Raw genomic sequence first — 23,019 nt, forward strand, 5'->3', positions numbered from 1 at the left:
GTCTCCTCGCATCATCCCACGCGGGCAATACAGAGCTGAACATTACCGGATGCTCTTGCGGCTCCAGGGGGGTATTGCACCCGCCGGGGCCTTTGCTGTTTGGAAGCGACATGTTTCCCGGCCGCACTGAAACGCAGGGATGTTGCGGTAAAGTAACTGAAAAAGGTGAAGGGCTTCATGCCAACAATCAACCAGCTGGTCCGCAAGGGCCGCGAACCGCAGAAGGCCAAATCGAAGGTCCCTGCCATGGATGCGAACCCGCAAAAGCGTGGCGTTTGCACCCGCGTCTATACCACGACCCCGAAAAAGCCGAACTCGGCGCTCCGCAAGGTTGCCAAGGTTCGCCTGGTCAACCAGCGCGAAGTCATCACCTATATTCCGGGTGAAGGTCACAACCTTCAGGAACATAGCGTCGTGCTGATCCGTGGCGGTCGTGTGCGAGATCTTCCGGGCGTGCGTTACCACGTTCTTCGCGGCGTTCTGGATACCCAGGGCGTCAAGGATCGCAAGCAGAGCCGTTCCAAGTACGGCGCCAAGCGTCCTAAGTAAGGGGAGAACAACCTATGTCACGTCGTCGTCGCCCCGAAAAGCGCATCATCCTGCCCGATCCCAAATATGGCGATCAGGTTCTGTCGAAATTCATGAACTCCATCATGCAGGACGGCAAGAAGGCTGTTGCTGAATCGATCGTTTATGGCGCCCTGGAAACCGTCGAGGCCCGCGCCAAGAAGGATCCGATCGGCATGTTCCATGACGCGCTGAACAACATCAAGCCGGGCATCGAAGTTCGCAGCCGCCGCGTTGGCGGTGCGACCTATCAGGTTCCCGTCGAAGTGCGTCCTGAGCGTTCGCAGGCCCTGGCCATTCGCTGGCTGATCGCCGCAGCGCGTAACCGCAGCGAAACCACCATGGCCGCCCGCCTGTCGGGTGAACTGATGGATGCAGCCAACAACCGCGGCAACGCGGTCAAGAAGCGCGAAGACACGCACCGCATGGCGGAAGCGAACCGCGCCTTCTCGCACTATCGCTGGTAAAAAGATTGGCGGGGCGGCGTTCAATCGGCCGCTGCCCCGCCTATCGCTCTTAAAAATCCATCCGTTCGTCGTGGGCCTACCCATGGCGGACGGATTGGTTTAGGGGCCACGCAAGAACACGAATCCCCAACCGCCGGTGCGCCGGCAACGGAGAAGCATCATGGCCCGCAGCCATCCGCTCAAACTGTATCGCAATATCGGCATTATGGCCCATATCGACGCCGGCAAGACGACTACGACCGAGCGTATTCTTTATTATACCGGCAAGTCCTACAAGATCGGCGAAGTCCATGACGGCGCCGCGACGATGGACTGGATGGAGCAGGAGCAGGAGCGCGGGATCACGATCACCTCGGCTGCGACGACCTGTTTCTGGAACGGCCACCGCATCAACATCATCGATACCCCCGGCCACGTCGACTTCACGATCGAAGTTGAACGTTCGCTGCGCGTGCTCGACGGCGCGGTTGCCTGCTTCGACGGCGTTGCCGGCGTTGAGCCGCAGTCTGAAACCGTGTGGCGCCAGGCGGACAAGTATAAAGTTCCGCGCATGTGCTTCATCAACAAGCTCGACCGCACCGGGGCCGACTTCTATTATTGCGTGCAGTCGATCATTGATCGTCTGGGTGCGCGTCCCGCCGTTCTGTATCTGCCGATCGGCTCGGAAAGCGATTTCAAGGGTCTGGTCGACCTGGTCGAGAACCGCGCGATCATCTGGAAGGATGAGTCGCTGGGTGCCGAATTCTTCTTTGAAGAAATCCCCGCCGACATGGCCGACAAGGCGGCGAAATATCGCAGCGACCTGATCGAGCTGGCCGTCGAGCAGGACGATGCGGCGATGGAAGCCTATCTCGAAGGCACCGAGCCCGACACGGCGACGCTGAAGTCGCTGATCCGCAAGGGCGCGCTCAACCAGTCGTTCGTGCCCGTCGTTTGCGGTTCGGCGTTCAAGAACAAGGGCGTTCAGCCCCTGCTCGACGCAGTCGTCGACTATATGCCGAGCCCGCTCGACATTGAAGACGTGCAGGGCGTCAAGATGGACAGCAACGAGCCGGACAGCCGTCCCGCGACCGACGATGCGCCCTTCAGCGCGCTGGCGTTCAAGGTGATGAACGACCCGTTCGTGGGTTCGCTCACCTTCATCCGCATCTATTCGGGTACGCTCGTCAAGGGCACTTACCTGAACTCGGTGAAGGACAAGAAGGAAAAGGTCGGGCGCATGCTCGAAATGCACGCCAACGAACGTAAGGACGTTGAAGAGGCATTTGCAGGCGACATCATCGCGCTGGCCGGCATGAAGGAAACCACCACTGGCGACACGCTGTGCGCCGAGCGTCAGCCGATCGTGCTGGAGCGGATGGAATTCCCTGAACCGGTTATCGAACTGTCGGTGGAGCCCAAGACCAAGGCGGACCAGGAAAAGATGGGCATCGCGCTCAATCGCCTGTCGGCCGAAGATCCCAGCTTCCGCGTGTCGACCGATCATGAATCGGGCCAGACCATCATCAAGGGCATGGGCGAACTTCACCTGGAAATCCTCGTCGACCGCATGCGTCGCGAGTTCAAGGTCGAAGCCAATGTCGGCGCGCCGCAGGTGGCCTATCGCGAATATCTCGCGAAGAAGGTCGACATCGACTATACCCACAAGAAGCAGTCGGGTGGTTCGGGTCAGTTCGGCCGCATCAAGGCGACCGTCATTCCTGGCGAGCGTGGTTCGGGCTACCAGTTCTTCGACGAGATCAAGGGCGGCAATATTCCCAAGGAATATATCCCCTCGGTCGAAAAGGGCTTCCGTGAAACCGCGCTGACCGGTCAGCTGATTGGCTTCCCGATCATCGACTTTGAAGTCCATCTCTATGACGGCGCCTATCACGACGTCGACTCGTCGGCTCTGGCGTTCGAAATCTGCGCCCGCGGCGCCATGCGCGAAGCGGCTCAGAAGGCGGGCATCAAGCTGCTGGAACCGATCATGAAGGTCGAAGTCGTCACCCCGGAAGATTATCTGGGCGACGTCATCGGCGACATGAACAGCCGTCGTGGCCAGATTCAGGGCACCGACAGCCGTGGCAACGCACAGACCGTCGATGCCATGGTCCCGCTGGCCAACATGTTCGGTTATGTGAATACGCTGCGCTCTTTCACCCAGGGTCGGGCCAGCTATTCCATGTCGTTCTCGCACTATGACGAAGTGCCGCAGAATGTCGCTGACGAGGTGAAGGCCAAGATGGCCTGAAAATCCTGATCCGCCCTGTGCGAACGGGGCGGTTAGGGCTTTCATTATGCAAATTTGCTGCTATGGACGCGCCTTCGCAAGGCGCGGCCGAGCGGTCAAACCCATCGGATTTGATTAGAAGGTAGGATAAAATGGCGAAAGCTAAGTTTGAGCGGACGAAGCCGCATTGCAACATCGGCACCATCGGTCACGTCGACCATGGCAAGACCTCGCTGACCGCAGCGATCACGAAGGTGCTGGCCGAAACCGGCGGTGCGACCTTCACCTCGTATGACAACATCGACAAGGCGCCCGAAGAGCGCGAGCGCGGCATCACCATTTCGACCGCCCACGTCGAATATGAAACCGAGCTGCGCCACTATGCGCACGTCGACTGCCCCGGTCACGCTGACTATGTGAAGAACATGATCACCGGTGCTGCCCAGATGGACGGCGCGATCCTGGTCGTGTCCGCCACCGACGGCCCGATGCCCCAGACTCGCGAGCACATCCTGCTGGCTCGTCAGGTCGGCGTGCCGCAGATGGTCGTGTTCATGAACAAGGTTGACCTGGTCGACGATCCGGAAATTCTGGAACTGGTCGAACTGGAAATCCGCGAGCTGCTGTCGTCCTACGACTTTGATGGCGACAACATCCCCATCATCCCTGGCTCGGCTGTTTGCGCGCTGAACGGCACGAACCCTGAAATCGGTCACGACGCCGTGCTGAAGCTGATGCAGTCGGTTGACAGCTGGATCCCGCAGCCCGACCGTCCGGTCGACAAGCCCTTCCTGATGCCGATCGAAGACGTGTTCTCGATCTCGGGTCGTGGTACGGTTGTGACCGGCCGCGTTGAAACCGGCATCGTCAAGGTTGGTGAAGAAGTCGAGATCGTCGGCCTCAAGGACACCCGCAAGACCGTCGTCACTGGCGTCGAAATGTTCCGCAAGCTGCTCGACCAGGGTGAAGCTGGCGACAATATCGGTGCGCTGGTTCGTGGCGTTGGCCGTGAAGACGTTGAGCGTGGTCAGGTTCTCTGCAAGCCCGGCTCGATCAAGCCGCACACCGAGTTTGAATCGGAAGTCTATGTGCTGTCGAAGGAAGAGGGTGGCCGTCACACGCCGTTCTTCGCCAACTATCGTCCGCAGTTCTACTTCCGCACCACCGACGTGACCGGCGAAGTCGTTCTGCCGGAAGGCACCGAAATGGTCATGCCCGGCGACAACGTGAAGCTCGGCGTCAAGCTCATCGCCCCGATCGCGATGGAGCAGGGTCTGCGCTTCTCGATCCGCGAAGGCGGCCGGACCGTCGGTTCGGGGGTTGTTTCGGCAGTCACCAAGTAATATAGGCAGCGAGCCGCGCGGGTCATCTGATTCGCGCGGCTCGGATTTTAACCGCCTCGGACCGATCCTCGCCGGCTTCGCGCTAGAGGATTAAACGGGGCGGTTTGTTTTTTGGCTCTTTCGCATCGGTAGTAGGACATGGACAGCAACATCCGCATTCGCCTTAAGGCGTTCGATCATCGCGTGCTCGATCAGGCGACCGGCGACATCGCCGACACCGCCCGCCGCACCGGCGCCCTCATTCGCGGCCCCATTCCTCTGCCGACGCGCATTGAAAAGTTCACGGTCAACCGTGGCCCGCACGTCGACAAGAAGTCGCGCGAACAGTTCGAGGTCCGCACCTACAAGCGTATGCTTGACATTGTGCAGCCGACGCCGCAGACGGTCGACGCGCTGATGAAGCTGGACCTGGCTGCCGGCGTAAATGTCGAGATCAAGCTCGCTTAAGCGGGTTTGCCTTAGCCCCGGCGATGGCCGGGCAGGCAAGCCAGCAAGTTCCTGCTGACGGAAAAGTCGCCAGGGTATCGGGTATTCCACCCCGCCTTCTGCAAGGAAGGGTGGAAGCTCAAACGACACAAGGGATACCGCGCGGCTTCGGCCGTGGCCCTGGTCCCCCGTCGCTGTTCCCGAATAGGGGGTGGCATCCAACCCAGACGGGGTGATCTGAAAGCTAAGGGTTGGCCGCGAAGGAGAGATCCTGAGCGGTTTTTTCGTTGGATACGCCCGCTGATAAGGCGGGCCTCTATTGGGAGTATGGATCATGCGCACTGGCGTGATCGCGAAGAAAGTCGGGATGACCCGCCTGTTCCAGGAGGACGGGCGTCACGTTCCGGTTACGGTTCTGGCCCTTGAAGGCAACCAGGTCGTAGCTCGGAAGGACGTGGACAGCGACGGCTATGTGGCCGTGCAGCTGGGTGCCGGCACCGCGAAAGTTAAGAATGTCGCCAAGCCGCAGCGCGGTCACTTCGCGAAGGCGGAAGTGGAGCCCAAGGCTCGTCTGGTCGAATTCCGTGTCGCCGAGGACGCGCTCCTCGATGTCGGCGCAGAAATCGCCGCTGACCATTTCATCGCCGGCCAGCTGGTCGACGTGGCCGGTCACACCCAGGGTAAGGGCTTTGCCGGCGCCATGAAGCGTTGGGGCTTCGGCGGTATGCGCGCCACCCACGGTGTGTCGATCAGCCATCGTGCCCATGGTTCGACGGGTAACCGCCAGGATCCGGGTCGCGTCTTCAAGAACAAGAAGATGGCCGGTCATATGGGCGATCGTGAACGCACCCAGCAGAATCTGGAAATCGTGCGGACCGATGTCGAGCGCGGCCTGCTGTTCGTCAAGGGCAGCGTTCCGGGCGCCAAGGGCACCTGGCTCACCGTCAAGGACGCGGTCAAGGTCGCTCGTCCGGCGGACGCACCCTATCCCGCCAGCCTGAAAAAGGCTGACAATAGCAACGACGCTGCGAACACCCCGGCCGAAGACGCCGTGGCGACCGACGTCACCGAAGGCCAGGAGGGCTAAACCATGAAGGTCAAGGTACAGACCCTCGACGCAGCAGAAGCTGGCGATCTGGAGCTGAACGATGCCGTTTTCGGCCTCGAGCCCCGCGCCGACATTCTGCATCGCGTCGTCACCTGGCAGCTTGAAAAGCGCCGCGGCACCGCCCGTGCCACGCGCGAGCGCAGCGATGTCGCCCGCACCGGCAAGAAGTTCGGTCGCCAGAAGGGCGGCGGCACCGCTCGTCACGGCGATCGCCGTGCGCCGGTGTTCATCGGCGGTGGTAAGGCCCACGGTGCCCGCGTCCGTGACTTCAATCCCTCGCTGAACAAGAAGGTTCGCGCGCTGGGTCTGAAGATGGCGCTGTCGTCGAAGGTCAAGGCTGGTACGCTCACGATCATCGACAGCCTAGATGTTGCCGAAGGCAAGACCAAAGCGCTGGTCGCCAGCCTCGCCAAGCTGAACCTCAACAAGGTGCTGTTCATCGACGGCGACGCTGTGAACATCAGCTTTGCCAAGGCATCGGCCAACATTGTCGGCGTGGACCTGCTGCCGGCCGTCGGCGCCAATGTCTACGACATTTTGAAAGCCGACTCGCTGGTGCTCACGCGCGCTGCGGTCGAAAAGCTGGAGGCCCGTTTCAATGGCTAAAAAGCAAGCCGGAACCGTCGACAACCGTCATTATGACGTCGTCGTCGCGCCGCACATCACCGAAAAGTCGACGCTCCTGAGCGAAAACAACGCCGTGGTTTTCAAGGTCGCCAACAACGCGACCAAGCCGGAAATCAAGGCGGCTGTCGAAGCGCTGTTCGGCGTGACCGTCAAGGCGGTCAATACGCTGGTGCAGAAGGGCAAGACCAAGCGCTGGAAGGGCAAGCCCTACACGCGTTCGGACGTCAAGAAGGCGATCGTGACGCTGGCCGAAGGCCAGTCCATCGACGTCACCACCGGTATCTGAGGCGCGGACCATGGCACTCAAGCACTATAACCCGACCAGCCCCGCCCAGCGCGGCCTGATCCTGGTCGACAAGTCGAGCCTGCACAAAGGAAAGCCCGTCAAGGCGCTGACCGAAGGCAAGCGCAAGACCGGTGGCCGCAACAACAAGGGTCATGTGACCTCGCGCGGTATCGGCGGCGGTCACAAGCAGCGCTATCGTATCATCGATTTCAAGCGTCGCTTGTGGGATGTCGAAGGTACGGTCGAGCGTCTGGAATATGACCCGAACCGCACCGCTTTCATCGCGCTGGTCAACTATCCCGATGGCACCCAGGCCTATATCCTGGCGCCGCAGCGTCTTGCGCCCGGTGACAAGGTCATCGCGGGCAAAAAGACCGACGTGAAGCCGGGCAACGCGATGGAACTGGGTCAGATGCCGGTCGGCACGATCATCCACAACATCGAAATGAAGCCGGGCAAGGGCGGTCAGCTCTGCCGTTCGGCGGGCACCTACGCCCAGCTGGTCGGTCGCGATCGCGGCATGGTCATGGTTCGCCTGTCGTCGGGTGAACAGCGCTACATTCGTTCCGATTGCATGGGCACCATTGGCGCCGTCAGCAACCCGGACAATGGCAACACCAACCTCGCCAAGGCAGGCCGCAACCGTTGGAAGGGCATTCGTCCTCTGACCCGCGGTGTTGCCAAGAACCCGGTCGATCACCCGCATGGTGGTGGTGAAGGCCGGACCTCTGGCGGCCGTCATCCGGTCACGCCCTGGGGCAAGCCGACCAAGGGTGCTCGCACCCGCCACAACAAGGCGACGGATAAGATGATCATCCGTAGCCGCCACGCGAAGAAGAAGAGGTAAGCGAGATGGCTCGTTCCGTCTGGAAAGGTCCGTTCGTGGACCTCAGCCTTCTGAAGAAGGCGGAAGCCGCGCAGGACGCGGGTGGCCGTGCGCCGATCAAGACCTGGTCGCGTCGTTCCACCATCCTGCCGCAGTTCGTTGGTCTGACGTTCAACGTCTATAACGGCCGCAAGCATGTTCCGGTCTCCGTGAACGAGGAAATGGTGGGTCACAAGCTGGGCGAATTCGCTCCGACCCGCTTCTTCCCCGGCCACGCCGCCGACAAGAAGGGCAAGCGCTAATGAGCAAGGAAAAAGCTCCTCGTCGCGTCGCCGACAATGAAGCGCTGGCCGTTGGCACGCAGATCCGTGGTTCGGCCCAGAAGCTGAACCTGGTCGCCACGCTCATCCGCGGCCGCAAGGTCGAAGATGCGCTGAACATCCTCGCCTTCTCCAAGAAGGCGATGGCGGTCGACGTGCGCAAGGTGCTGGCTTCGGCCATCGCCAACGCAGAAAACAACCACAATCTGGACGTCGACGCGCTGGTCGTCGCGGAAGCATCGGTAGGCAAGGCGTTCACGCTCAAGCGCTTCCATGCCCGTGGCCGCGGCAAGTCGACCCGGATCCTCAAGCCTTACAGCCGCGTGCGCATCGTCGTGCGTGAAGCTGGCGAAGAAGCGGAGGCCTAAGCACATGGGTCACAAGAGCAATCCGATCGGTCTGCGTCTCCAGATCAACCGTACCTGGGACAGCCGCTGGTTCGCCGAAGGTGCCGACTATGGTCGTCTCCTGCTGGAAGATCTCAAGATCCGCCAGTTCATCTTCAAGACGTTGCCGCAGGCCGCGATCTCCAAGGTCGTGATCGAGCGTCCCGCCAAGCTGTGCCGCGTGTCGATCTATGCCGCCCGTCCGGGTGTCATCATCGGCAAGAAGGGTGCGGACATCGAGAAGCTTCGCAAGAAGCTGGGCGCGCTGACCTCGTCCGACGTGTCGCTGAACATCGTCGAAATCCGCAAGCCGGAAGTCGACAGCCGTCTCGTCGCGCAGGGCATTGCCGACCAGCTGGAACGCCGCGTTGCATTCCGTCGCGCGATGAAGCGCGCGGTGCAGTCGGCGCTGCGTCTGGGCGCTGAAGGCATCAAGATCACCTGTGGCGGCCGTTTGGGCGGCGCGGAAATCGCGCGCGTCGAATGGTATCGCGAAGGCCGCGTTCCGCTGCACACGCTGCGCGCGAACGTCGACTATGCCGAAGCCACCGCGCACACCGCCTATGGCGTGTGCGGGATCAAGGTGTGGATCTTCAAGGGCGAAATTCTCGGCCATGATCCGTTCGCGACCGACCGGCTCATGCTGGAGGCTCAGACCTCCGGCGTGCGCCCGGCGCGCTGATTTTGAATAGGGTATAGCGTCATGCTGCAACCGAAGAAAATGAAGTTCCGCAAGACCTTCAAGGGCCGGATCAAGGGCGATGCGAAGGGCGGCACTGCGCTGAACTTCGGCGCCTACGGCCTGAAGGCCATGGAGCCGGAACGGATCACCGCGCGCCAGATCGAAGCGGCTCGCCGTGCGATCACCCGTCACATCCGCCGCCAGGGCCGTCTGTGGATCCGCGTGTTCCCCGACGTTCCGGTGACGAAGAAGCCGGCTGAAGTCCGTCAGGGCAAGGGCAAGGGTTCGGTCGAATATTGGGCGGCTCGCGTCGCCCCCGGCCGCATCCTGTTCGAACTGGACGGCGTGCCCGGTCCGCTCGCAGCTGAGGCTTTCTCGCGTGCCGCGATGAAGCTGCCGATCAAGACGAAGGTTGTTGCCCGCCTCGGCGACACCTCGCATCTGGAGGGCTAAGGTCATGGCGAAAGTTGCTGATCTCAAGACCAAGACGGACGACGAGCTGTCGACCGAGCTGAACAACCTGAAGCGCGAGCAGTTCAACCTGCGTTTCCAGGCGGCCACCAACCAGCTGGAAAAGCCCAGCCGGGTCAAGGAAGTCCGCCGGTCGATCGCGCAGATCAAGACCCTACAGACGGAGCGTAACAGCTCCGCTGCCAAGTAAAGGAACCACACGATGCCCAAGCGCGTGCTGACGGGAACTGTGGTTTCCGACAAGACCGACAAGACGGTGGTCGTTCGCGTGGAGCGCAAGGTTAAGCATGCGCTCTACGGCAAGATCATCCGCCGTTCGAAAAAATATCATGCCCATGACGAGGGCAATGTCTACAAGGAAGGCGAGACGGTCCGCATCGAGGAAACCGCCCCGATTTCCAAGCTCAAGACCTGGAAGGTCATCGAGCGCGTGGACACCCACAAGTCGCCGGAAACGGCGGCCTGAGGGATAGGTCACCGACTCTTTGAGTCTAATTGCGACGCGGGGCTGGCCTTTTCGTTCAGAAGAGGTTACAGGCCCGCGCTTCGCGTATGACTCACAGGGTCCAGGCACGAAATTCGGAACCACCGGAATTTTTCCGGTAGGCCAAATAAGAAGGAACCGGATCCATGATCCAGATGCAATCCAATCTTGACGTCGCGGACAATAGCGGCGCCAAGCGCGTCCAGTGCATCAAGGTGCTGGGCGGGTCGAAGCGGCGCTTCGCCGGCGTTGGCGACATCATCGTCGTCTCCGTCAAGGAAGCGGCTCCGCGCGGCAAGGTCAAGAAGGGCGACGTTCATCGCGCCGTCATCGTGCGTACGGCCAAGGACATTCGGCGCGCCGATGGTTCGGTCATCCGTTTCGACGGTAACGCCGCTGTGCTGATCAACAAGAACGAGGAGCCGATCGGCACCCGTATCTTTGGCCCCGTGGTTCGTGAACTGCGTGCCAAGAAGCACATGAAGATCATCAGCCTAGCCCCTGAGGTGCTGTAATGAGCGCTGCTAAGATCAAGAAGGGCGACAAGATCGTCGTCCTGGCTGGCAAGGACAAGGGCCGTACTGGCGCTGTCCTTCAGGTGATGCCTAAGGACGACAAGGTCCTGGTCGAAGGCATCAATGTGCATGCGAAGCATCGCAAGCCCGACCAGTCGAACCCGCAGGGCGGCATCGAGCGCAAGCCTGCGCCGCTCCACATCTCGAACGTGGCGGTCGCCGACAAGGACGGCAAGCCGACCCGCGTTCGTTTCGAGGAGCGCGACGGCAAGAAGGTTCGCGTCGCCGTCAAGTCCGGTGAGGTGCTGTAATGGCCGACAAATATATTCCGCGCTCCAAGGCGCTCTATGACGCTGAAATCGCCAAGGCGATGACCGCCAAGTTCGGTTACAAGAACGTCATGGAAGTCCCCAGGATCGAAAAGATCACGCTCAACATGGGCGTGGGCGAAGCGACCCAGGACAAGAAGAAGGTCACCCAGGCCGCCGAGGAAATGGAACTGATCGCCGGCCAGAAGCCGGTCATCACCAAGGCGAGGAAGTCGATCGCGCAGTTCAAGCTGCGTGAAGGCATGCCGATCGGTGCCAAGGTCACGCTGCGCCGCGAGCGCATGTATGAATTCCTGGATCGCCTGATCAACATCGCGCTCCCCCGCGTGCGCGACTTCCGTGGTCTGAACCCCAAGAGCTTTGACGGCCGTGGCAACTATGCCTTCGGCATCAAGGAACAGATCATTTTCCCGGAGATCAGCTATGACCGCGTCGACAAGGTGCGCGGCATGGACATCATCGTGACCACCACCGCGAAGACGGACGACGAGGCGCGCGAGCTGCTGCGCCTGTTCGGTTTCCCCTTCCCGCAGGAAGAAGAGAAGCAGGCGGCTTAAAGTCCTTAGGGATTTTGGCCCGGCTTCTCTCCCAACGCATTAGCTAAGGAAGAGAACTTAAGTCATGGCGAAACTGAGTTCGATCAACAAGAATGAGCGTCGCAAGAAGCTGGTGAAGAAATATGCCGGCCGTTATGCAAAGCTCAAGGCGATCGCAAATGATACCAATGCTGACGACGGTGATCGTTTGATCGCGCGTCTGAAGATGGCGGAAATTCCCCGCAACGGTAACCCCACTCGCGTGCGTAACCGCTGCGAACTGACGGGTCGCCCGCGCGCCTATTACCGCAAATTCCGGCTCTGCCGTATTCAGCTGCGCGATCTGGCCAATAAGGGCCTGATCCCCGGCGTCACCAAGTCGAGCTGGTAAGGATATCATCTCATGGCATTGACCGATCCCCTGGGTGATATGCTCACCCGCATCCGCAACGGGCAGCAGGCGAAGAAGGACAGCGTTATGTCCCCCGCCTCCAAGCTGCGCGCCCGCGTTCTCGACGTGCTTCAGCGCGAAGGCTATATCCGCGGTTATTCCGAGGAAGCGCTTGGCGCCCATCCCGGCCTGCGCATCGAGCTGAAATATTTTGAAGGCCAGCCGGCCATCAAGCATGTCGCTCGCGTGTCCAAGCCTGGCCGCCGCGTCTATTCGGGTTCCAAGGAACTGCCGGTAGTGCGCAACGGCCTGGGCATCACCATTGTCTCGACGCCCCGCGGCGTTCTGTCCGACGCGGAAGCGCGCGAGCAGAATGTCGGCGGCGAAGTGCTGGCGGAGGTGTTCTAATGAGCCGCATCGGTAAAAAACCGGTCGCGATCCCCGCAGGGGTCACCGCGACGATCGAGGGCGGGCAGCTCTCGGTGAAGGGCCCCAAGGGCACCCTCGCCATGCCGCTGCGCGACGAGATCAGCTATACGTTGGAAAATGACGGCATTTCGGTGCAGCCTGCCAACAAGACCAAAGCGGCGCGCGCCTTCTGGGGTATGCAGCGTACGCTGGTCCAGAACCTGGTTACCGGTGTGACCGAAGGCTTCTCCAAGAAGCTGCTGATCACCGGCGTTGGCTACCGCGCCAACTCGCAGGGCAAGAACCTGAAGTTGCAGCTGGGCTACAGCCACGACGTCGATTACGCGATCCCCGAAGGGATCGAGATCAAGACCCCGGATAACACCACGGTCGAGATCATCGGTATCGACAAGCAGAAGGTCGGACAGGTTGCGGCCGAAATCCGTCGCTGGCGTAAGCCTGAGCCTTATAAGGGCAAGGGTATCAAGTACGACGGCGAATTCATCTTCCGCAAGGAAGGGAAGAAGAAGTAAGATGGCAAAGCTTTCCCTCTTCGCGCGGCGTCGTCGCCGCGTTCGCACCGCCCTTAAGGCCGTGTCGGGCAATCGCCCGCGTCTGAGCGTCCATCGTTCGGGCCGTCACATCTACGCCCAGGTCATTGACGACGCCGCCGGTACCACCGTCGCCGCCGCTTCGACCCTGGACAAGGACGTGCGCGGCAAGACCGGCGCAACCGCTGATGCGGCTGCCGATGTCGGCAAGCGCGTGGCGGAAGCCGCGACCAAGGCTGGCGTCACCCGCGTCGTGTTCGATCGCGGCGGTTTCCTTTTCCATGGCCGCGTCAAGGCGCTGGCCGATGCGGCCCGTGAAGCCGGGCTGGAGTTCTGAGCATGGCAGACGAAAACACCATTGAAGTCGCTGCGCCCGTCGACGGCGCGGACGCTGCACCGACCGAAGGTCGCGGCCCCGGCCGTGGCGGTCGTGGCAACCGTGGCGGTGGCGGTGATCGCAACCGTGGCGATCGCGGCGGCCGTGGCCGTCGTGACGATCGTCGTGGCGGCAACCGCGACGAAGATCAGGGCGAAGAACTGATCGAGAAGCTGGTTCACATCAACCGCGTCAGCAAGACCGTCAAGGGCGGCAAGCGCTTCGGTTTCGCGGCTCTGGTCGTCGTTGGCGATGGCAAGGGTCGTGCGGGCTTCGGCCATGGCAAGGCGCGCGAAGTGCCTGAAGCGATCAGCAAGGCGACCGCCGCTGCCAAGAAGGCAATGGTTCGCGTTCCGCTCAAGGAAGGCCGCACGCTGCATCATGATGGCCTTGGCCATTTCGGTGCGGGCAAGGTGACCGTCCGTTCGGCTCCGGCCGGTACGGGTATCATCGCCGGTGGTCCGATGCGCGCCGTGTTCGAAAGCCTGGGCGTTGCGGACGTCGTGACCAAGTCCAACGGCACGTCGAACCCCTATAACATGATCCGGGCGACCTTTGCGGCGCTGGGCGAACAGACCAGCCCCAAGTCGGTGGCGCAGCGTCGCGGCAAGAAGGTCGCCGACCTGCTTCGTCGTGGTGGCGCCTCGGTCGAGTTGGCTGCCGCCGACGCCGAAGCGATTGCGGAGTAAGCGATATGGCCAAGATCAAGATCAAGCAGATCGGCTCGCCGATCCGCCGTCCCGCCGACCAGAAGAAGATTCTGATCGGCCTGGGCCTGGGCAAGATGCACCGCGTGGTGGAACTGGAAGACACAGCGGAAGTCCGCGGTGCCATCCGCAAGCTGCCTCACATGGTGCAGGTGGTCGAGGGCTAACAGCCCTTCGATCCGACGATATGATGCGGAAGAGGGGGAAACCCCTCTTTCGTTTTTTCCAAGGCTCGGCTATCGGCCCGGCCTCTTTGGTTCCCCACCGGGGGACAGCGCGAACATAGCGAAAGCGAGTGCACGATATGAAACTCAATGACATCCGAGACAATGATGGCGCCCGCAAGGGCCGTATGCGCGTCGGACGCGGCATCGGTTCGGGCAAGGGCAAGACCGCCGGTCGCGGCCAGAAGGGCGCCAAGGCGCGTTCGGGCGTTGCCATCAACGGTTTCGAAGGCGGCCAGATGCCGCTCCACATGCGCATCCCGAAGCGCGGCTTCAACAACATCTTCGCGAACGATTATGCGATCGTGAACCTGGGTGCCGTGCAGAAGGCGATCGATGCCGGCAAGCTGGACGCCAACGCAACCATCGACCATGCCGCGCTTAAGGGCGCCGCGCTTGCCCGTGGTGGCAAGGATGGCGTCCGCCTGCTCGCCAAGGGTGAATTGACCGCCAAGGTCAGCTTCCTGGTCGCCGGCGCGTCCAAGGGCGCGGTGGAAGCCGTCGAAAAGGCCGGTGGCAAGGTCGAGGTGATCGAAGTGGTCGCCGCAGCCGACAAGGCGAAGGCCAAGAAGGGCACTGCGCTCGCCGCTGCCAAGGCTGCGCGGAAGGCGTAATTCGCCGTCCCAGACTTGCATGTATGGCCCCGCTGCCCGATATGGGTTGGCGGGGCTGTGCGTATCTGGGGGGGTATTTTGTCGCTTGCGCGGCAACTCCCTGTTCGACACGGCTAACCCGTCCCGCTAAGGGATGAGCGATTCCGCTCCGGGGCCTTGATGCTCCGGCACGCATGATTTGAAGGGCAGCCACCATGGCATCGAGAGCCGACCAGCTCGCATCCAATCTCAGCCTCGCGAAATTCAGCCAGGCGACCGACCTCAAGAAGCGCCTGTGGTTTACGCTTGGCGCGCTGATCGTGTTCCGTTTTCTCAGCTTCGTGCCGCTGCCCGGCGTCGATCCGACCGCCTTGTCGCAGCTCTACAGCCAGACGCAGGGCGGCATCCTCGACATTTTCAACACTTTCTCCGGTGGCAGCCTGTCGCGCATGAGCCTGATCGCGCTCGGCGTCATGCCCTACATCACCGCATCGATCGTGGTGCAGCTGGGCGCGTCGCTCTCGCCCAAGCTGGCGGCGATCAAGAAGGAAGGTGAGAGCGGGCGCAAGAAGCTCAACCAATATACCCGCTATGGCACGGTCGGCCTGACCGCGGTCCAGGGCTATTTCATTGCGGTCGGGCTTGAAGGCTTCGGTGCGCAATCGGGCGTCGCCGCGGTGATCGAACCGGGCATGCTGTTCCGCCTGACCGCCGTTGTTTCGCTGATCGGCGGCACCATGTTCCTGATGTGGCTGGGTGAACAGATCACCTCGCGCGGCATCGGCAATGGCGTGTCGCTCATCATCATGGCGGGCATCGTCGCCCAGTTGCCGGTGACGTTGAGCAACCTGTTCAAATCGGGCAGCGAAGGCACGATTTCCGGCCTGCTGATCTTCCTGATCATGGTGATGGCCGTCGGCCTTGTCCTTTTGATCTGCTTCATGGAGCGGGCCCAGCGCCGCGTGCTGATCCAGTATCCCAAGCGCCAGACCCGCCAGGGGCTGATGCAGGCGGATCGCAGCCATCTGCCCTTGAAGGTCAACACCGCCGGTGTGATCCCGCCGATCTTCGCCAGCTCGCTGCTGCTGATGCCGCTGACCATCTCGCAGTTTGCGGGTCAAACCGTCGCGGGTGAGAGCAGGCTGGGCGACTTCGTGCTAACGCTGAACCAGTATCTGTCGCATGGCAGCCCGGTCTACATGGCGCTGTACGGGCTTGGCATCGTGTTCTTCTGCTTCTTCTACACCGCCGTGGTGTTCAATCCGGAAGAGACGGCGGACAATCTCAAGCGCAATGGCGGCTTCATTCCCGGCATCCGTCCGGGCAAGAATACCGAAAACTATCTCGACTATGTGCTGACGCGCATCACGGTGATCGGCGCGGCCTATCTGGCGTTCATCTGCCTCGTGCCTGAATTCGCCATCGCCCGGGCGGGAATTCCATTCTACCTTGGTGGGACTAGCCTGTTGATCGTTGTCAATGTTACGGTCGATACGGTGACCCAGATTCAAAGCCATCTGCTCGCCCATCAATATGGGGATCTGATCAAGAAGGCGAAGCTGAAAGGCCGTATGCGCTAATTGGCGCAGACCGGCTCAGGGCGCACAACAGGGGAGAATGCGCGCAATGAATATCATTCTGCTTGGCCCTCCGGGTGCTGGCAAGGGGACGCAGGCCAGCCGTCTGGTCGATAGCCGTGGTATGGTCCAGCTGTCGACCGGCGACATGCTGCGCGCTGCGGTCAAGGCGGGAACGCCCGTAGGCCTGCAGGCCAAGGCGCTGATGGAATCGGGCGCACTCGTGCCTGACGAAGTCGTGTCAGGTATTATCGGCGAGGCGCTGGACGCGCTTTCCTCCGACACCGGCGTCATCTTCGATGGCTATCCGCGGACAGAGGCGCAGGCGCATTCGCTCGATACCATCCTGGAACAGCGCGGCCGTTCGCTCGATCATGTTGTCGAACTGGAAGTCGACGAAGACGCGCTGGTCGAACGCATTACCGGGCGCTTCACCTGCGCCAGCTGCGGGGAAGGCTATCACGACACATTCAAGAAGCCCAAGGTCGAAGGCGTCTGCGACAAATGCGGCGGCACGGAATTCAAGCGTCGTCCCGACGACAATGAAGAAACCGTCCGCACCCGCATGGCCGAATATCGTGCCAAGACGGCGCCGATCCTGCCAATCTATGAAGCGCGCGGCATCGTGTCGCGTGTCGATGGCATGGCGGATATGAACGATGTGAGCGTTGCGATCGCTGCCATCTTGGACGGCGGCGCAGCCTGAGCTAGATTGCCCTCCGCACGCGACGGGGGGAGGGCATCATGCGCATCATCGGACTTTTGCTATGGGCTGGTGCGGCGATGGCCGCGCCGGCCCATAGCGCTGTTACAGCGACCAGCGACATAGGCTTTGCAACGCAAAGCAGCGTGGAGATCGCGGCGGAACCGGGCGCTGTCTATGCGTTGCTGGCAATGCCCGGTCGCTGGTGGAGTGACAGTCACACCTATAGCGGCGATTCGGCCAATATGGTGCTGGACCCGCACGCGGGTGGCTGTTTTTGCGAAGCTCTGCCCAATCCGTCCGGCAAGCCCGGCAGCGTCGAACATGGACGGGTCATCTATGCCGTGCCCGACAAGCAGTTGCGCCTGTCCGCCGCGCTGGGACCGCTTCAGAGCGAAGGCGTCGCTGGCACGCTCGATGTCACGATCAAGCCGTCGGGCAAGGGTGTTCGCGTCACGATCACCTATGTCGTCGGCGGCTATCTGCGCGCCGGTGCAGCCACGCTTGCTCCATTGGTTGATCAGGTCCTGAACGAGCAATTACAGGGCCTGAAACGTGCGGCGGAGGCACATTGACCGATCGACTGGTGCGATCTGGCAAAAAATCAGCAACAAAAGAGGGTTAAGACGCTCTAGTTAACCACGATGTTAACGGATTTATTGCTGTCATGTTGCTATAGCGCGGCATGGCCGGATCGCCTTCCTCCCGTACTCGCCTGACCGAGTTGGACGCTTTGCGCGGCATCGGGGCGTTGTGCGTGCTGATTTTCCATTATTCCACTCGCTTCCACGAGCTGTTTCCGCAGGCCAGCCATGTCCCTTTCAGCTTCCCCGGCGGCAATTACCGGGTGTTGCTGTTCTTCACCATTTCGGGCTTCGCGATCTTCTTCACGCTCGACCGGATCGGGTCGGTCGCCGATTTTGTCGTCAACCGCTTTGCGCGCCTTTACCCTGCCTATATCGTCGCCATGCTGCTGACGCTGGGCATCGAATATCTGGCGCATGCGACCCAGTTGCTGGTCGGTCCAGTGGCGATCCTTGCCAACTTTACCATGTTGCAGGGCTTTGCGTTCATGCCCGAAGTCGACGGGGCCTATTGGACGCTGACCGTGGAGATCGGCTTCTATGTCTGCATGATCGCGCTGTGGCGCTTTGCGGGCCTCAAGCGGCTTGAACCCATGCTGGCGGCTTGGCTGGCCATACGCTGGCTCTATTTCGCCTGGCCCGACATGCCCGAACGCATCATCATGTTGCTGGTGCTGCGCTATCTGCCTTTCTTCGTCATCGGCATGTTGTCCTATCGTGTTTGGTCCGGGCAGCGCAGTTGGCGGCAGCAGACGCCTTATATGCTTCTGTCGCTGGCCTCCGTGGCGACGATCGAGACCTGGGACGTGACTATCGTTGCCTGTGTCCTGATCCTATCCTTCGCAGCGTTGATCGCGGGACGGTTGCATTTCCTCAGCCTGCGCCCGCTCGTCTGGCTGGGCGGGATCAGCTATTCCTTTTACCTCATCCACCAGCATGTTGGCTTCATCGTCATGCTGGAGGTTGCCAAGGCCGGCTATAGCCCGTGGGTCGGCTTCTTCGCCGCCTTCGCCGTAGCGCTGCTGCTGGGAACGGCGATCAATCGCGCGGTCGAACGGCCAGCGGGGGAGACGATATTGCGCTGGTGGAAGCGTCGGCGCGCGGGGCCGGCTGTCGCGATCGTTCCGGCCTGATAAGGGGCGCAGCCGGACAGACCGGCCGCGCCCTTTCTGATCCTATCGTGCGACAGGTGCTGCCGCGGCCGCATTTTCGGGCAGTCCGCCCATCTGCGTCACCATCTTGGTATAGGCGTCCAGATAGGCGAGCACGATGACCTGACCGATATCGGTATTCTGGTAGCCGCCGCCGCCGACCGCAGCCAGGCCGCCCATCCAGCCAAGTCCGCCACCGCCGCCAAAGCTGAGGTCCGATTTGCGGAAATAGCCTTCCGCCATCACTTCCTCTTCGGTCGTGCGTGCATTGACGACCGACAGCATGACGTTGGCTTCGCTCTTCTTGATCGATATGCCGCCCAGCAGCGCGCCGCCGACCCGGCCGCCCAGCATCCCGCCGAGCATCCCGCCAAAGGCATTGCCGCCGCTATTCTTGTTGGTGGTCACGATGTCGGGCTGGATGAAATAGTCGGCCGCCTTGACCTGACCCTTGCCCAGATTGCTGCCCGCCTGCAATTCGCCCGAATCCGCCATGGCGCGTTCCAGATTGCGGCTGGCCATCGACCGGCCGCGATTGACCAGGCCAAAGCAGCCGGACTGCTGGACGAACAGTTTGATGATCGCTTCCGGGCTGCCCAGGCTCAGTTCGCGCCACCACTGATTGTCCGGCTCGACGATTGCGACGGTGCCAAGGCGCTTGGTGCAGCGGGGGATTTCCATCTGTTTTTTCGTCTGGGCCTGACGACCCGACGACCCCTTGTCAGCGGCAATGGCTTGCGGCGCGACCAGTGCCAGACAGACCGTAGCGGCTGTCAACGTCTTTAATACACGCATTTTCAAGAACCCCGTTTGTTGCTTGATCTGAATTTGTGCGCGCCCCGATATTTTCGCGCATCATATCATAGCGCCGTCATGCTTCCAAGCGGAGCGGGGTGGGGGTGACGGCCATTGTCATCTTATCGGACGGGGCTTTCGCGATCCTGCTGACAGGGCCGATGACACCTGCTATCGGCGCGCAATGACTGAGCTTAGCCACATCCGTAACTTTTCGATCATCGCCCATATCGACCATGGCAAGTCCACGCTGGCGGACCGGCTGATCCAGCGGACCGGCGGCCTGTCTGACCGCGAGATGAGCGCCCAAGTCCTTGATAACATGGACATTGAGAAGGAGCGCGGGATCACGATCAAGGCGCAGACGGTGCGCCTGGACTATGTCGCGAAAGACGGCCAGACCTATGAGCTGAACCTGATGGACACGCCGGGCCATGTCGACTTCGCCTATGAGGTCAGCCGTTCCCTTGCCGCGTGCGAGGGCGCGCTGCTGGTCGTGGACGCGGCGCAGGGCGTGGAAGCGCAGACTTTGGCCAATGTTTACCAGTCGATCGAGCATGATCATGAGATCGTGCCGGTGCTCAACAAGATCGACCTGCCCGCCGCGGAACCGGAAAAGGTGCGCAAGGAAATCGAGGATGTCATCGGCCTGGATGCGTCCGAAGCGGTGCTGGCCAGCGCCAAATCGGGCATCGGCATCGACGAAATTCTGGAAGCCATCGTCCAGAAAATCCCGCCGCCAAAGGGCGACCGCAACGCGCCGCTGGAGGCGATGCTGGTCGACAGCTGGTACGACCCCTATCTGGGCGTCGTCATCCTGGTCCGCGTCGTCAATGGCGTGATCAGGAAGGGGCAGGCGATCAAGTTCATGATCGGCGGCACCGAACATCTGATTGACCGCGTCGGTTGCATGCGGCCCAAGATCGAACAGCTGCCCGAACTGGCGGCAGGCGAAATCGGCTTCATCACCGCGCAGATCAAGGAAATTGCCCAGACCCGCGTGGGCGACACCATCACCACGGTCAAAAATGGCGCAACCGCGCCGCTGCCGGGCTTCAAGGAAGTGCAGCCGGTGGTGTTTTGCGGCCTGTTCCCGGTCGACGCCAATGATTTCGACAAATTGCGCGACAGCATCAGCAAGCTGCGCCTGAACGATGCCAGCTTCAGCTTCGAAATGGAAAGCAGCGCGGCGCTGGGCTTCGGCTTCCGCTGCGGCTTCCTCGGCCTCCTCCATCTGGAAATCATCCAGGAACGGCTGACCCGCGAATATGATCTGGACCTGATCACCACGGCGCCGTCGGTGGTGTACAAGATCAAGCTGACCTATGGCGCGGGCGAGATCGAGTTGCACAATCCCGCCGACATGCCCGACCCGACCAAGATCGACGAGATTGAGGAGCCGTGGATCGAGGCGATCATCTATTGCCCCGACGAATATCTGGGGTCCATCCTGAAACTGTGCCAGGACCGGCGCGGCATCCAGAAGAACCTCACCTATGTCGGCGGCCGCGCGCAGGTGACCTATGAATTGCCGCTCAACGAAGTGGTGTTCGACTTTTACGATCGGCTGAAGAGCATCAGCCGCGGCTATGCGAGCTTCGACTATCACCAGATCGGCTATCGCGAGGGTGATCTGGTCAAGATGAGCATCATGGTCAATTCAGAGCCGGTCGACGCGCTCAGCATGATCGTCCATCGCGGATCGGCGGAATCGCGCGGGCGCGGCATGTGCGAGCGCCTGAAAGACCTGATCCCCCGCCATTTGTTCAAAATCCCGATCCAGGCCGCGATCGGTGGCAAGGTGATCGCGCGCGAAACCATCGCCGCGATGCGCAAGGACGTGACCGCCAAATGCTATGGCGGCGACATCAGCCGCAAGAAGAAGCTGCTCGACAAGCAGAAGGAAGGCAAGAAGCGGATGCGCGAATATGGATCGGTCCAGATTCCGCAGGAAGCCTTCATCGCCGCGCTGCGGATGGGCGACGAGAACTGACCGACGCGCACGCCGCCCTGACCGGCCAACTGGACCGGATCGAGCGGGCGGCGGCGTTTCTGGCCAATGGCATGTCGCGCGGCCTGTGCCCCGACGCGGCGACACGGCGGCGCGGCGCGATGCCCGCCCGGCTGATCGGCAATGGCCTGCGCGAACTGGACCTGTTCCTGACCGACATGATTGTCGAGGCGCAGCGGATCGACCGGCTGGGCAAGGCGGCAGGGCGCGACCCCGGCATCCATCCGGGGCGGCGCATTTTCAGCGCGGCGGAAGCCTGGCGGCGGGCTGGCGGCCAATTGGGGCTGGCAGGCGCCGAACGCGGGCGGCTGCGCACGATGCGCGCGGCGCAGAACCGGCACTGCTATGGCGGCTGGCGCGACGGAGATAGCGGCACGGCGATGCAGGCCGCCTGCGCCGACTATGCGCGACTGGCGCGGGATGTGCTGGCGGCGGTGCGGGGGAGGATGGGGTAGGGGAGAGGATGCGCCACTTCTTGCCATTAAGATGGCTTGGCCGGTATGCACGAAGCGGACATTCAATTTGGGGTTCCTCTGGGCCGTCATGGCGACCTTGCTAAGCGACAACGAGGCATTCATAGACTGTCTCAGTCATCGAGGAGATCCCTCGCTGCGTGAAGAAGTGCGGAGAATACAATGAAGGCTATAGCCTTTTTCAATAACAAAGGCGGTGTTGGGAAAACGACCCTTCTTTGCAACGTGGCAGCCTACTTCGCGCAGGCGGGTTTTCGAGTTTGTGTGGTTGACTGCGATCCGCAGTGCAACGCTTCCCAGTACCTTTTTCACGATGACTTTCTAGAAAGCACATTTGAAGACCCGCTACAAAATATCGAAAGTTTGTTCACAGGGCTTATGGCCGGTGAGGGGCACGCCTTGCGAGTGCCTATGAAGCGCTCGGCAGCTTTTGGGGTAGATGTGGTGTGCGGGAGTCCCGGCTTATCAATGGCGGAGGATTTCTTGGCCGAAGAATGGGCAAGCCTCAATACGCAGCGCGGATTATCCAGCACGATGGTATTCCACCGAATGCTGAAGTCGTTGACTGATTATGATTTCGTTTTCTTTGACGTGAGCCCATCACTCGGAGCTATAAACAGAACTGTTTTATTATCTTCGGATTATTTTATTAGTCCGATGTCAATAGATATATTTTCATTAAAGGCCTTCGAAAATATAAGTCGCTGGATGTCAAAATGGCAAGCTCATTGGACATACTCCGTAAATAGCCCACAGTTGGATGCTCATAATCAATCAGTAGTTGATGCAAAATTGATAAATGGAGCAAGCTGGACACCTCGAAGAACCGCTGGATTTGCGTGTAGGGTCGACGGTGCGGATTGAGGCGGCGTGGAAGGAGTGATGTTGCA

33 protein-coding genes are annotated in these 23,019 nt (G+C 61.1%); 32 read left to right on the forward strand and 1 reads right to left on the reverse strand.

Going from position 1 to position 23,019, the window contains the following annotated elements; genetic code table 11:
* Window positions 1–177: 177 nt before the first annotated feature.
* The 29 genes from rpsL to CJD35_RS08665 all read left to right on the forward strand — a co-directional run bounded on the left by rpsL (window position 178) and on the right by CJD35_RS08665 (window position 18,832).
* Window positions 178–549, forward strand: a complete 372-nt coding sequence (rpsL, locus tag CJD35_RS08525; protein WP_026002556.1) for a 30S ribosomal protein S12 — start codon at window positions 178–180, stop codon at window positions 547–549.
* A gap of 14 nt (window positions 550–563) precedes the next feature.
* Window positions 564–1,034 (forward strand): 30S ribosomal protein S7, encoded by a 471-nt coding sequence (gene rpsG / locus CJD35_RS08530; protein ID WP_017184026.1) that lies wholly within the window; start codon window positions 564–566, stop codon window positions 1,032–1,034.
* Window positions 1,035–1,194: 160 nt separating this feature from the next.
* Window positions 1,195–3,267, forward strand: a complete 2,073-nt coding sequence (fusA, locus tag CJD35_RS08535) for an elongation factor G (protein ID WP_017184027.1) — start codon at window positions 1,195–1,197, stop codon at window positions 3,265–3,267.
* 131 nt (window positions 3,268–3,398) lie between these two features.
* Window positions 3,399–4,589, forward strand: coding sequence for an elongation factor Tu (tuf, locus tag CJD35_RS08540; protein WP_017184028.1), 1,191 nt, complete (start codon window positions 3,399–3,401; stop codon window positions 4,587–4,589).
* Window positions 4,590–4,727: 138 nt separating this feature from the next.
* Window positions 4,728–5,036, forward strand: coding sequence for a 30S ribosomal protein S10 (gene rpsJ, locus CJD35_RS08545; protein ID WP_006960299.1), 309 nt, complete (start codon window positions 4,728–4,730; stop codon window positions 5,034–5,036).
* A gap of 313 nt (window positions 5,037–5,349) precedes the next feature.
* Window positions 5,350–6,102, forward strand: a complete 753-nt coding sequence (gene rplC / locus CJD35_RS08550) for a 50S ribosomal protein L3 (RefSeq protein ID WP_017184029.1) — start codon at window positions 5,350–5,352, stop codon at window positions 6,100–6,102.
* Window positions 6,103–6,105: 3 nt separating this feature from the next.
* Complete coding sequence (gene rplD, locus CJD35_RS08555; RefSeq protein ID WP_017184030.1) at window positions 6,106–6,729, forward strand: 50S ribosomal protein L4; 624 nt, start codon at window positions 6,106–6,108, stop codon at window positions 6,727–6,729.
* Window positions 6,722–7,036, forward strand: coding sequence for a 50S ribosomal protein L23 (locus tag CJD35_RS08560; RefSeq protein WP_017184031.1), 315 nt, complete (start codon window positions 6,722–6,724; stop codon window positions 7,034–7,036). The genes rplD and CJD35_RS08560 overlap by 8 nt, the downstream gene beginning before the upstream one ends.
* 10 nt (window positions 7,037–7,046) lie before the next feature.
* On the forward strand, window positions 7,047–7,883 hold the full coding sequence (gene rplB, locus CJD35_RS08565; RefSeq protein ID WP_017184032.1) for a 50S ribosomal protein L2: 837 nt from the start codon (window positions 7,047–7,049) through the stop codon (window positions 7,881–7,883).
* A gap of 5 nt (window positions 7,884–7,888) precedes the next feature.
* Window positions 7,889–8,164 carry a 30S ribosomal protein S19 gene (gene rpsS, locus CJD35_RS08570; RefSeq protein WP_017184033.1) on the forward strand — a complete coding sequence of 92 codons (276 nt, stop codon included), beginning with the start codon at window positions 7,889–7,891 and terminating at the stop codon, window positions 8,162–8,164.
* Entirely contained in the window at window positions 8,164–8,550 is a 387-nt protein-coding gene (gene rplV, locus CJD35_RS08575; protein WP_006960310.1) for a 50S ribosomal protein L22, read from the forward strand. Before rpsS ends, rplV begins: the two co-directional genes overlap by 1 nt.
* A gap of 4 nt (window positions 8,551–8,554) precedes the next feature.
* Window positions 8,555–9,250, forward strand: coding sequence for a 30S ribosomal protein S3 (rpsC, locus tag CJD35_RS08580; RefSeq protein ID WP_017184034.1), 696 nt, complete (start codon window positions 8,555–8,557; stop codon window positions 9,248–9,250).
* 21 nt (window positions 9,251–9,271) lie between these two features.
* Window positions 9,272–9,703: a 50S ribosomal protein L16 gene (rplP, locus tag CJD35_RS08585; RefSeq protein WP_006960313.1), complete on the forward strand. Its 432-nt coding sequence runs from the start codon at window positions 9,272–9,274 to the stop codon at window positions 9,701–9,703.
* Window positions 9,704–9,707: 4 nt separating this feature from the next.
* A complete protein-coding gene (rpmC, locus tag CJD35_RS08590) occupies window positions 9,708–9,911 on the forward strand; it encodes a 50S ribosomal protein L29 (protein ID WP_006960315.1) in 204 nt (67 codons plus the stop codon).
* A 12-nt stretch (window positions 9,912–9,923) separates the two neighbouring features.
* A complete protein-coding gene (rpsQ, locus tag CJD35_RS08595; protein ID WP_006960320.1) occupies window positions 9,924–10,187 on the forward strand; it encodes a 30S ribosomal protein S17 in 264 nt (87 codons plus the stop codon).
* A 164-nt stretch (window positions 10,188–10,351) separates the two neighbouring features.
* Complete coding sequence (gene rplN / locus CJD35_RS08600) at window positions 10,352–10,720, forward strand: 50S ribosomal protein L14 (protein WP_006960322.1); 369 nt, start codon at window positions 10,352–10,354, stop codon at window positions 10,718–10,720.
* Window positions 10,720–11,031: a 50S ribosomal protein L24 gene (gene rplX, locus CJD35_RS08605; RefSeq protein ID WP_017184035.1), complete on the forward strand. Its 312-nt coding sequence runs from the start codon at window positions 10,720–10,722 to the stop codon at window positions 11,029–11,031. Before rplN ends, rplX begins: the two co-directional genes overlap by 1 nt.
* Complete coding sequence (rplE, locus tag CJD35_RS08610; protein ID WP_017184036.1) at window positions 11,031–11,606, forward strand: 50S ribosomal protein L5; 576 nt, start codon at window positions 11,031–11,033, stop codon at window positions 11,604–11,606. The genes rplX and rplE overlap by 1 nt, the downstream gene beginning before the upstream one ends.
* Window positions 11,607–11,670: 64 nt before the next feature.
* Window positions 11,671–11,976: a 30S ribosomal protein S14 gene (rpsN, locus tag CJD35_RS08615; RefSeq protein WP_017184037.1), complete on the forward strand. Its 306-nt coding sequence runs from the start codon at window positions 11,671–11,673 to the stop codon at window positions 11,974–11,976.
* Between the two features lie 12 nt (window positions 11,977–11,988).
* Complete coding sequence (gene rpsH, locus CJD35_RS08620) at window positions 11,989–12,384, forward strand: 30S ribosomal protein S8 (RefSeq protein ID WP_017184038.1); 396 nt, start codon at window positions 11,989–11,991, stop codon at window positions 12,382–12,384.
* Window positions 12,384–12,917 (forward strand): 50S ribosomal protein L6, encoded by a 534-nt coding sequence (gene rplF / locus CJD35_RS08625; RefSeq protein ID WP_017184039.1) that lies wholly within the window; start codon window positions 12,384–12,386, stop codon window positions 12,915–12,917. The genes rpsH and rplF overlap by 1 nt, the downstream gene beginning before the upstream one ends.
* A gap of 1 nt (window position 12,918) precedes the next feature.
* Window positions 12,919–13,272 carry a 50S ribosomal protein L18 gene (rplR, locus tag CJD35_RS08630; protein ID WP_017184040.1) on the forward strand — a complete coding sequence of 118 codons (354 nt, stop codon included), beginning with the start codon at window positions 12,919–12,921 and terminating at the stop codon, window positions 13,270–13,272.
* Window positions 13,273–13,274: 2 nt separating this feature from the next.
* Window positions 13,275–14,000, forward strand: a complete 726-nt coding sequence (rpsE, locus tag CJD35_RS08635; RefSeq protein ID WP_017184041.1) for a 30S ribosomal protein S5 — start codon at window positions 13,275–13,277, stop codon at window positions 13,998–14,000.
* 5 nt (window positions 14,001–14,005) lie between these two features.
* Complete coding sequence (rpmD, locus tag CJD35_RS08640) at window positions 14,006–14,185, forward strand: 50S ribosomal protein L30 (RefSeq protein ID WP_006960339.1); 180 nt, start codon at window positions 14,006–14,008, stop codon at window positions 14,183–14,185.
* Window positions 14,186–14,322: 137 nt separating this feature from the next.
* The gene (rplO, locus tag CJD35_RS08645) at window positions 14,323–14,856 is read left to right on the forward strand and encodes a 50S ribosomal protein L15 (RefSeq protein WP_017184042.1); all 534 of its coding nucleotides are present in this window, start codon (window positions 14,323–14,325) and stop codon (window positions 14,854–14,856) included.
* Window positions 14,857–15,050: 194 nt separating this feature from the next.
* Window positions 15,051–16,415, forward strand: a complete 1,365-nt coding sequence (gene secY, locus CJD35_RS08650) for a preprotein translocase subunit SecY (protein ID WP_017184043.1) — start codon at window positions 15,051–15,053, stop codon at window positions 16,413–16,415.
* A gap of 46 nt (window positions 16,416–16,461) precedes the next feature.
* Entirely contained in the window at window positions 16,462–17,118 is a 657-nt protein-coding gene (locus CJD35_RS08655; RefSeq protein WP_017184044.1) for an adenylate kinase, read from the forward strand.
* 38 nt (window positions 17,119–17,156) lie between these two features.
* Window positions 17,157–17,690, forward strand: a complete 534-nt coding sequence (locus tag CJD35_RS08660) for an SRPBCC family protein (protein ID WP_026002557.1) — start codon at window positions 17,157–17,159, stop codon at window positions 17,688–17,690.
* A 110-nt stretch (window positions 17,691–17,800) separates the two neighbouring features.
* Window positions 17,801–18,832, forward strand: coding sequence for an acyltransferase family protein (locus CJD35_RS08665; protein ID WP_167383145.1), 1,032 nt, complete (start codon window positions 17,801–17,803; stop codon window positions 18,830–18,832).
* A 42-nt stretch (window positions 18,833–18,874) separates the two neighbouring features.
* Here CJD35_RS08665 and CJD35_RS08670 read toward each other — a convergent pair whose 3' ends face one another.
* A complete protein-coding gene (locus CJD35_RS08670; protein WP_026002559.1) occupies window positions 18,875–19,645 on the reverse strand; it encodes a CsgG/HfaB family protein in 771 nt (256 codons plus the stop codon).
* A gap of 184 nt (window positions 19,646–19,829) precedes the next feature.
* On the opposite strand from CJD35_RS08670, the gene lepA reads away from it, so the two are divergent.
* The 3 genes from lepA (at window position 19,830) to CJD35_RS08685 (ending at window position 22,993) form a co-directional block, all read left to right on the forward strand.
* Window positions 19,830–21,638: a translation elongation factor 4 gene (lepA, locus tag CJD35_RS08675; RefSeq protein ID WP_017184048.1), complete on the forward strand. Its 1,809-nt coding sequence runs from the start codon at window positions 19,830–19,832 to the stop codon at window positions 21,636–21,638.
* Between the two features lie 71 nt (window positions 21,639–21,709).
* Complete coding sequence (locus CJD35_RS08680) at window positions 21,710–22,111, forward strand: hypothetical protein (protein WP_017184049.1); 402 nt, start codon at window positions 21,710–21,712, stop codon at window positions 22,109–22,111.
* 180 nt (window positions 22,112–22,291) lie between these two features.
* The gene (locus CJD35_RS08685) at window positions 22,292–22,993 is read left to right on the forward strand and encodes a ParA family protein (RefSeq protein WP_095686988.1); all 702 of its coding nucleotides are present in this window, start codon (window positions 22,292–22,294) and stop codon (window positions 22,991–22,993) included.
* The last annotated feature ends 26 nt before the right edge of the window (window positions 22,994–23,019 follow it).

Source organism: Sphingobium xenophagum (genome assembly GCF_002288285.1).
GTDB classification, from domain to species: Bacteria; Pseudomonadota; Alphaproteobacteria; order Sphingomonadales; family Sphingomonadaceae; genus Sphingobium; species Sphingobium xenophagum.

Bases quoted from the DNA above. Each gene is read 5' to 3' on its own strand.
- rplF (WP_017184039.1), top strand. From the start codon at position 12,384: ATGAGCCGCATCGGTAAAAAACCGGTCGCGATCCCCGCAGGGGTCACC.
- tuf (WP_017184028.1), top strand. From the start codon at position 3,399: ATGGCGAAAGCTAAGTTTGAGCGGACGAAGCCGCATTGCAACATCGGC.
- secY (WP_017184043.1), top strand. From the start codon at position 15,051: ATGGCATCGAGAGCCGACCAGCTCGCATCCAATCTCAGCCTCGCGAAA.
- rplO (WP_017184042.1), top strand. From the start codon at position 14,323: ATGAAACTCAATGACATCCGAGACAATGATGGCGCCCGCAAGGGCCGT.
- CJD35_RS08665 (WP_167383145.1), top strand. From the start codon at position 17,801: ATGGCCGGATCGCCTTCCTCCCGTACTCGCCTGACCGAGTTGGACGCT.
- rplC (WP_017184029.1), top strand. From the start codon at position 5,350: ATGCGCACTGGCGTGATCGCGAAGAAAGTCGGGATGACCCGCCTGTTC.
- CJD35_RS08670 (WP_026002559.1), bottom strand. From the start codon at position 19,645: ATGCGTGTATTAAAGACGTTGACAGCCGCTACGGTCTGTCTGGCACTG.
- CJD35_RS08685 (WP_095686988.1), top strand. From the start codon at position 22,292: ATGAAGGCTATAGCCTTTTTCAATAACAAAGGCGGTGTTGGGAAAACG.
- rplD (WP_017184030.1), top strand. From the start codon at position 6,106: ATGAAGGTCAAGGTACAGACCCTCGACGCAGCAGAAGCTGGCGATCTG.
- rpsE (WP_017184041.1), top strand. From the start codon at position 13,275: ATGGCAGACGAAAACACCATTGAAGTCGCTGCGCCCGTCGACGGCGCG.
- rpsJ (WP_006960299.1), top strand. From the start codon at position 4,728: ATGGACAGCAACATCCGCATTCGCCTTAAGGCGTTCGATCATCGCGTG.
- CJD35_RS08560 (WP_017184031.1), top strand. From the start codon at position 6,722: ATGGCTAAAAAGCAAGCCGGAACCGTCGACAACCGTCATTATGACGTC.
- rplN (WP_006960322.1), top strand. From the start codon at position 10,352: ATGATCCAGATGCAATCCAATCTTGACGTCGCGGACAATAGCGGCGCC.
- rplR (WP_017184040.1), top strand. From the start codon at position 12,919: ATGGCAAAGCTTTCCCTCTTCGCGCGGCGTCGTCGCCGCGTTCGCACC.
- rplV (WP_006960310.1), top strand. From the start codon at position 8,164: ATGAGCAAGGAAAAAGCTCCTCGTCGCGTCGCCGACAATGAAGCGCTG.
- rpsL (WP_026002556.1), top strand. From the start codon at position 178: ATGCCAACAATCAACCAGCTGGTCCGCAAGGGCCGCGAACCGCAGAAG.
- rplE (WP_017184036.1), top strand. From the start codon at position 11,031: ATGGCCGACAAATATATTCCGCGCTCCAAGGCGCTCTATGACGCTGAA.
- rpmC (WP_006960315.1), top strand. From the start codon at position 9,708: ATGGCGAAAGTTGCTGATCTCAAGACCAAGACGGACGACGAGCTGTCG.
- rpsQ (WP_006960320.1), top strand. From the start codon at position 9,924: ATGCCCAAGCGCGTGCTGACGGGAACTGTGGTTTCCGACAAGACCGAC.
- rpmD (WP_006960339.1), top strand. From the start codon at position 14,006: ATGGCCAAGATCAAGATCAAGCAGATCGGCTCGCCGATCCGCCGTCCC.
- CJD35_RS08655 (WP_017184044.1), top strand. From the start codon at position 16,462: ATGAATATCATTCTGCTTGGCCCTCCGGGTGCTGGCAAGGGGACGCAG.
- lepA (WP_017184048.1), top strand. From the start codon at position 19,830: ATGACTGAGCTTAGCCACATCCGTAACTTTTCGATCATCGCCCATATC.
- rplX (WP_017184035.1), top strand. From the start codon at position 10,720: ATGAGCGCTGCTAAGATCAAGAAGGGCGACAAGATCGTCGTCCTGGCT.
- rpsG (WP_017184026.1), top strand. From the start codon at position 564: ATGTCACGTCGTCGTCGCCCCGAAAAGCGCATCATCCTGCCCGATCCC.
- rpsH (WP_017184038.1), top strand. From the start codon at position 11,989: ATGGCATTGACCGATCCCCTGGGTGATATGCTCACCCGCATCCGCAAC.
- CJD35_RS08680 (WP_017184049.1), top strand. From the start codon at position 21,710: ATGTCGCGCGGCCTGTGCCCCGACGCGGCGACACGGCGGCGCGGCGCG.
- rplB (WP_017184032.1), top strand. From the start codon at position 7,047: ATGGCACTCAAGCACTATAACCCGACCAGCCCCGCCCAGCGCGGCCTG.
- CJD35_RS08660 (WP_026002557.1), top strand. From the start codon at position 17,157: ATGCGCATCATCGGACTTTTGCTATGGGCTGGTGCGGCGATGGCCGCG.
- fusA (WP_017184027.1), top strand. From the start codon at position 1,195: ATGGCCCGCAGCCATCCGCTCAAACTGTATCGCAATATCGGCATTATG.
- rpsS (WP_017184033.1), top strand. From the start codon at position 7,889: ATGGCTCGTTCCGTCTGGAAAGGTCCGTTCGTGGACCTCAGCCTTCTG.
- rpsN (WP_017184037.1), top strand. From the start codon at position 11,671: ATGGCGAAACTGAGTTCGATCAACAAGAATGAGCGTCGCAAGAAGCTG.
- rplP (WP_006960313.1), top strand. From the start codon at position 9,272: ATGCTGCAACCGAAGAAAATGAAGTTCCGCAAGACCTTCAAGGGCCGG.
- rpsC (WP_017184034.1), top strand. From the start codon at position 8,555: ATGGGTCACAAGAGCAATCCGATCGGTCTGCGTCTCCAGATCAACCGT.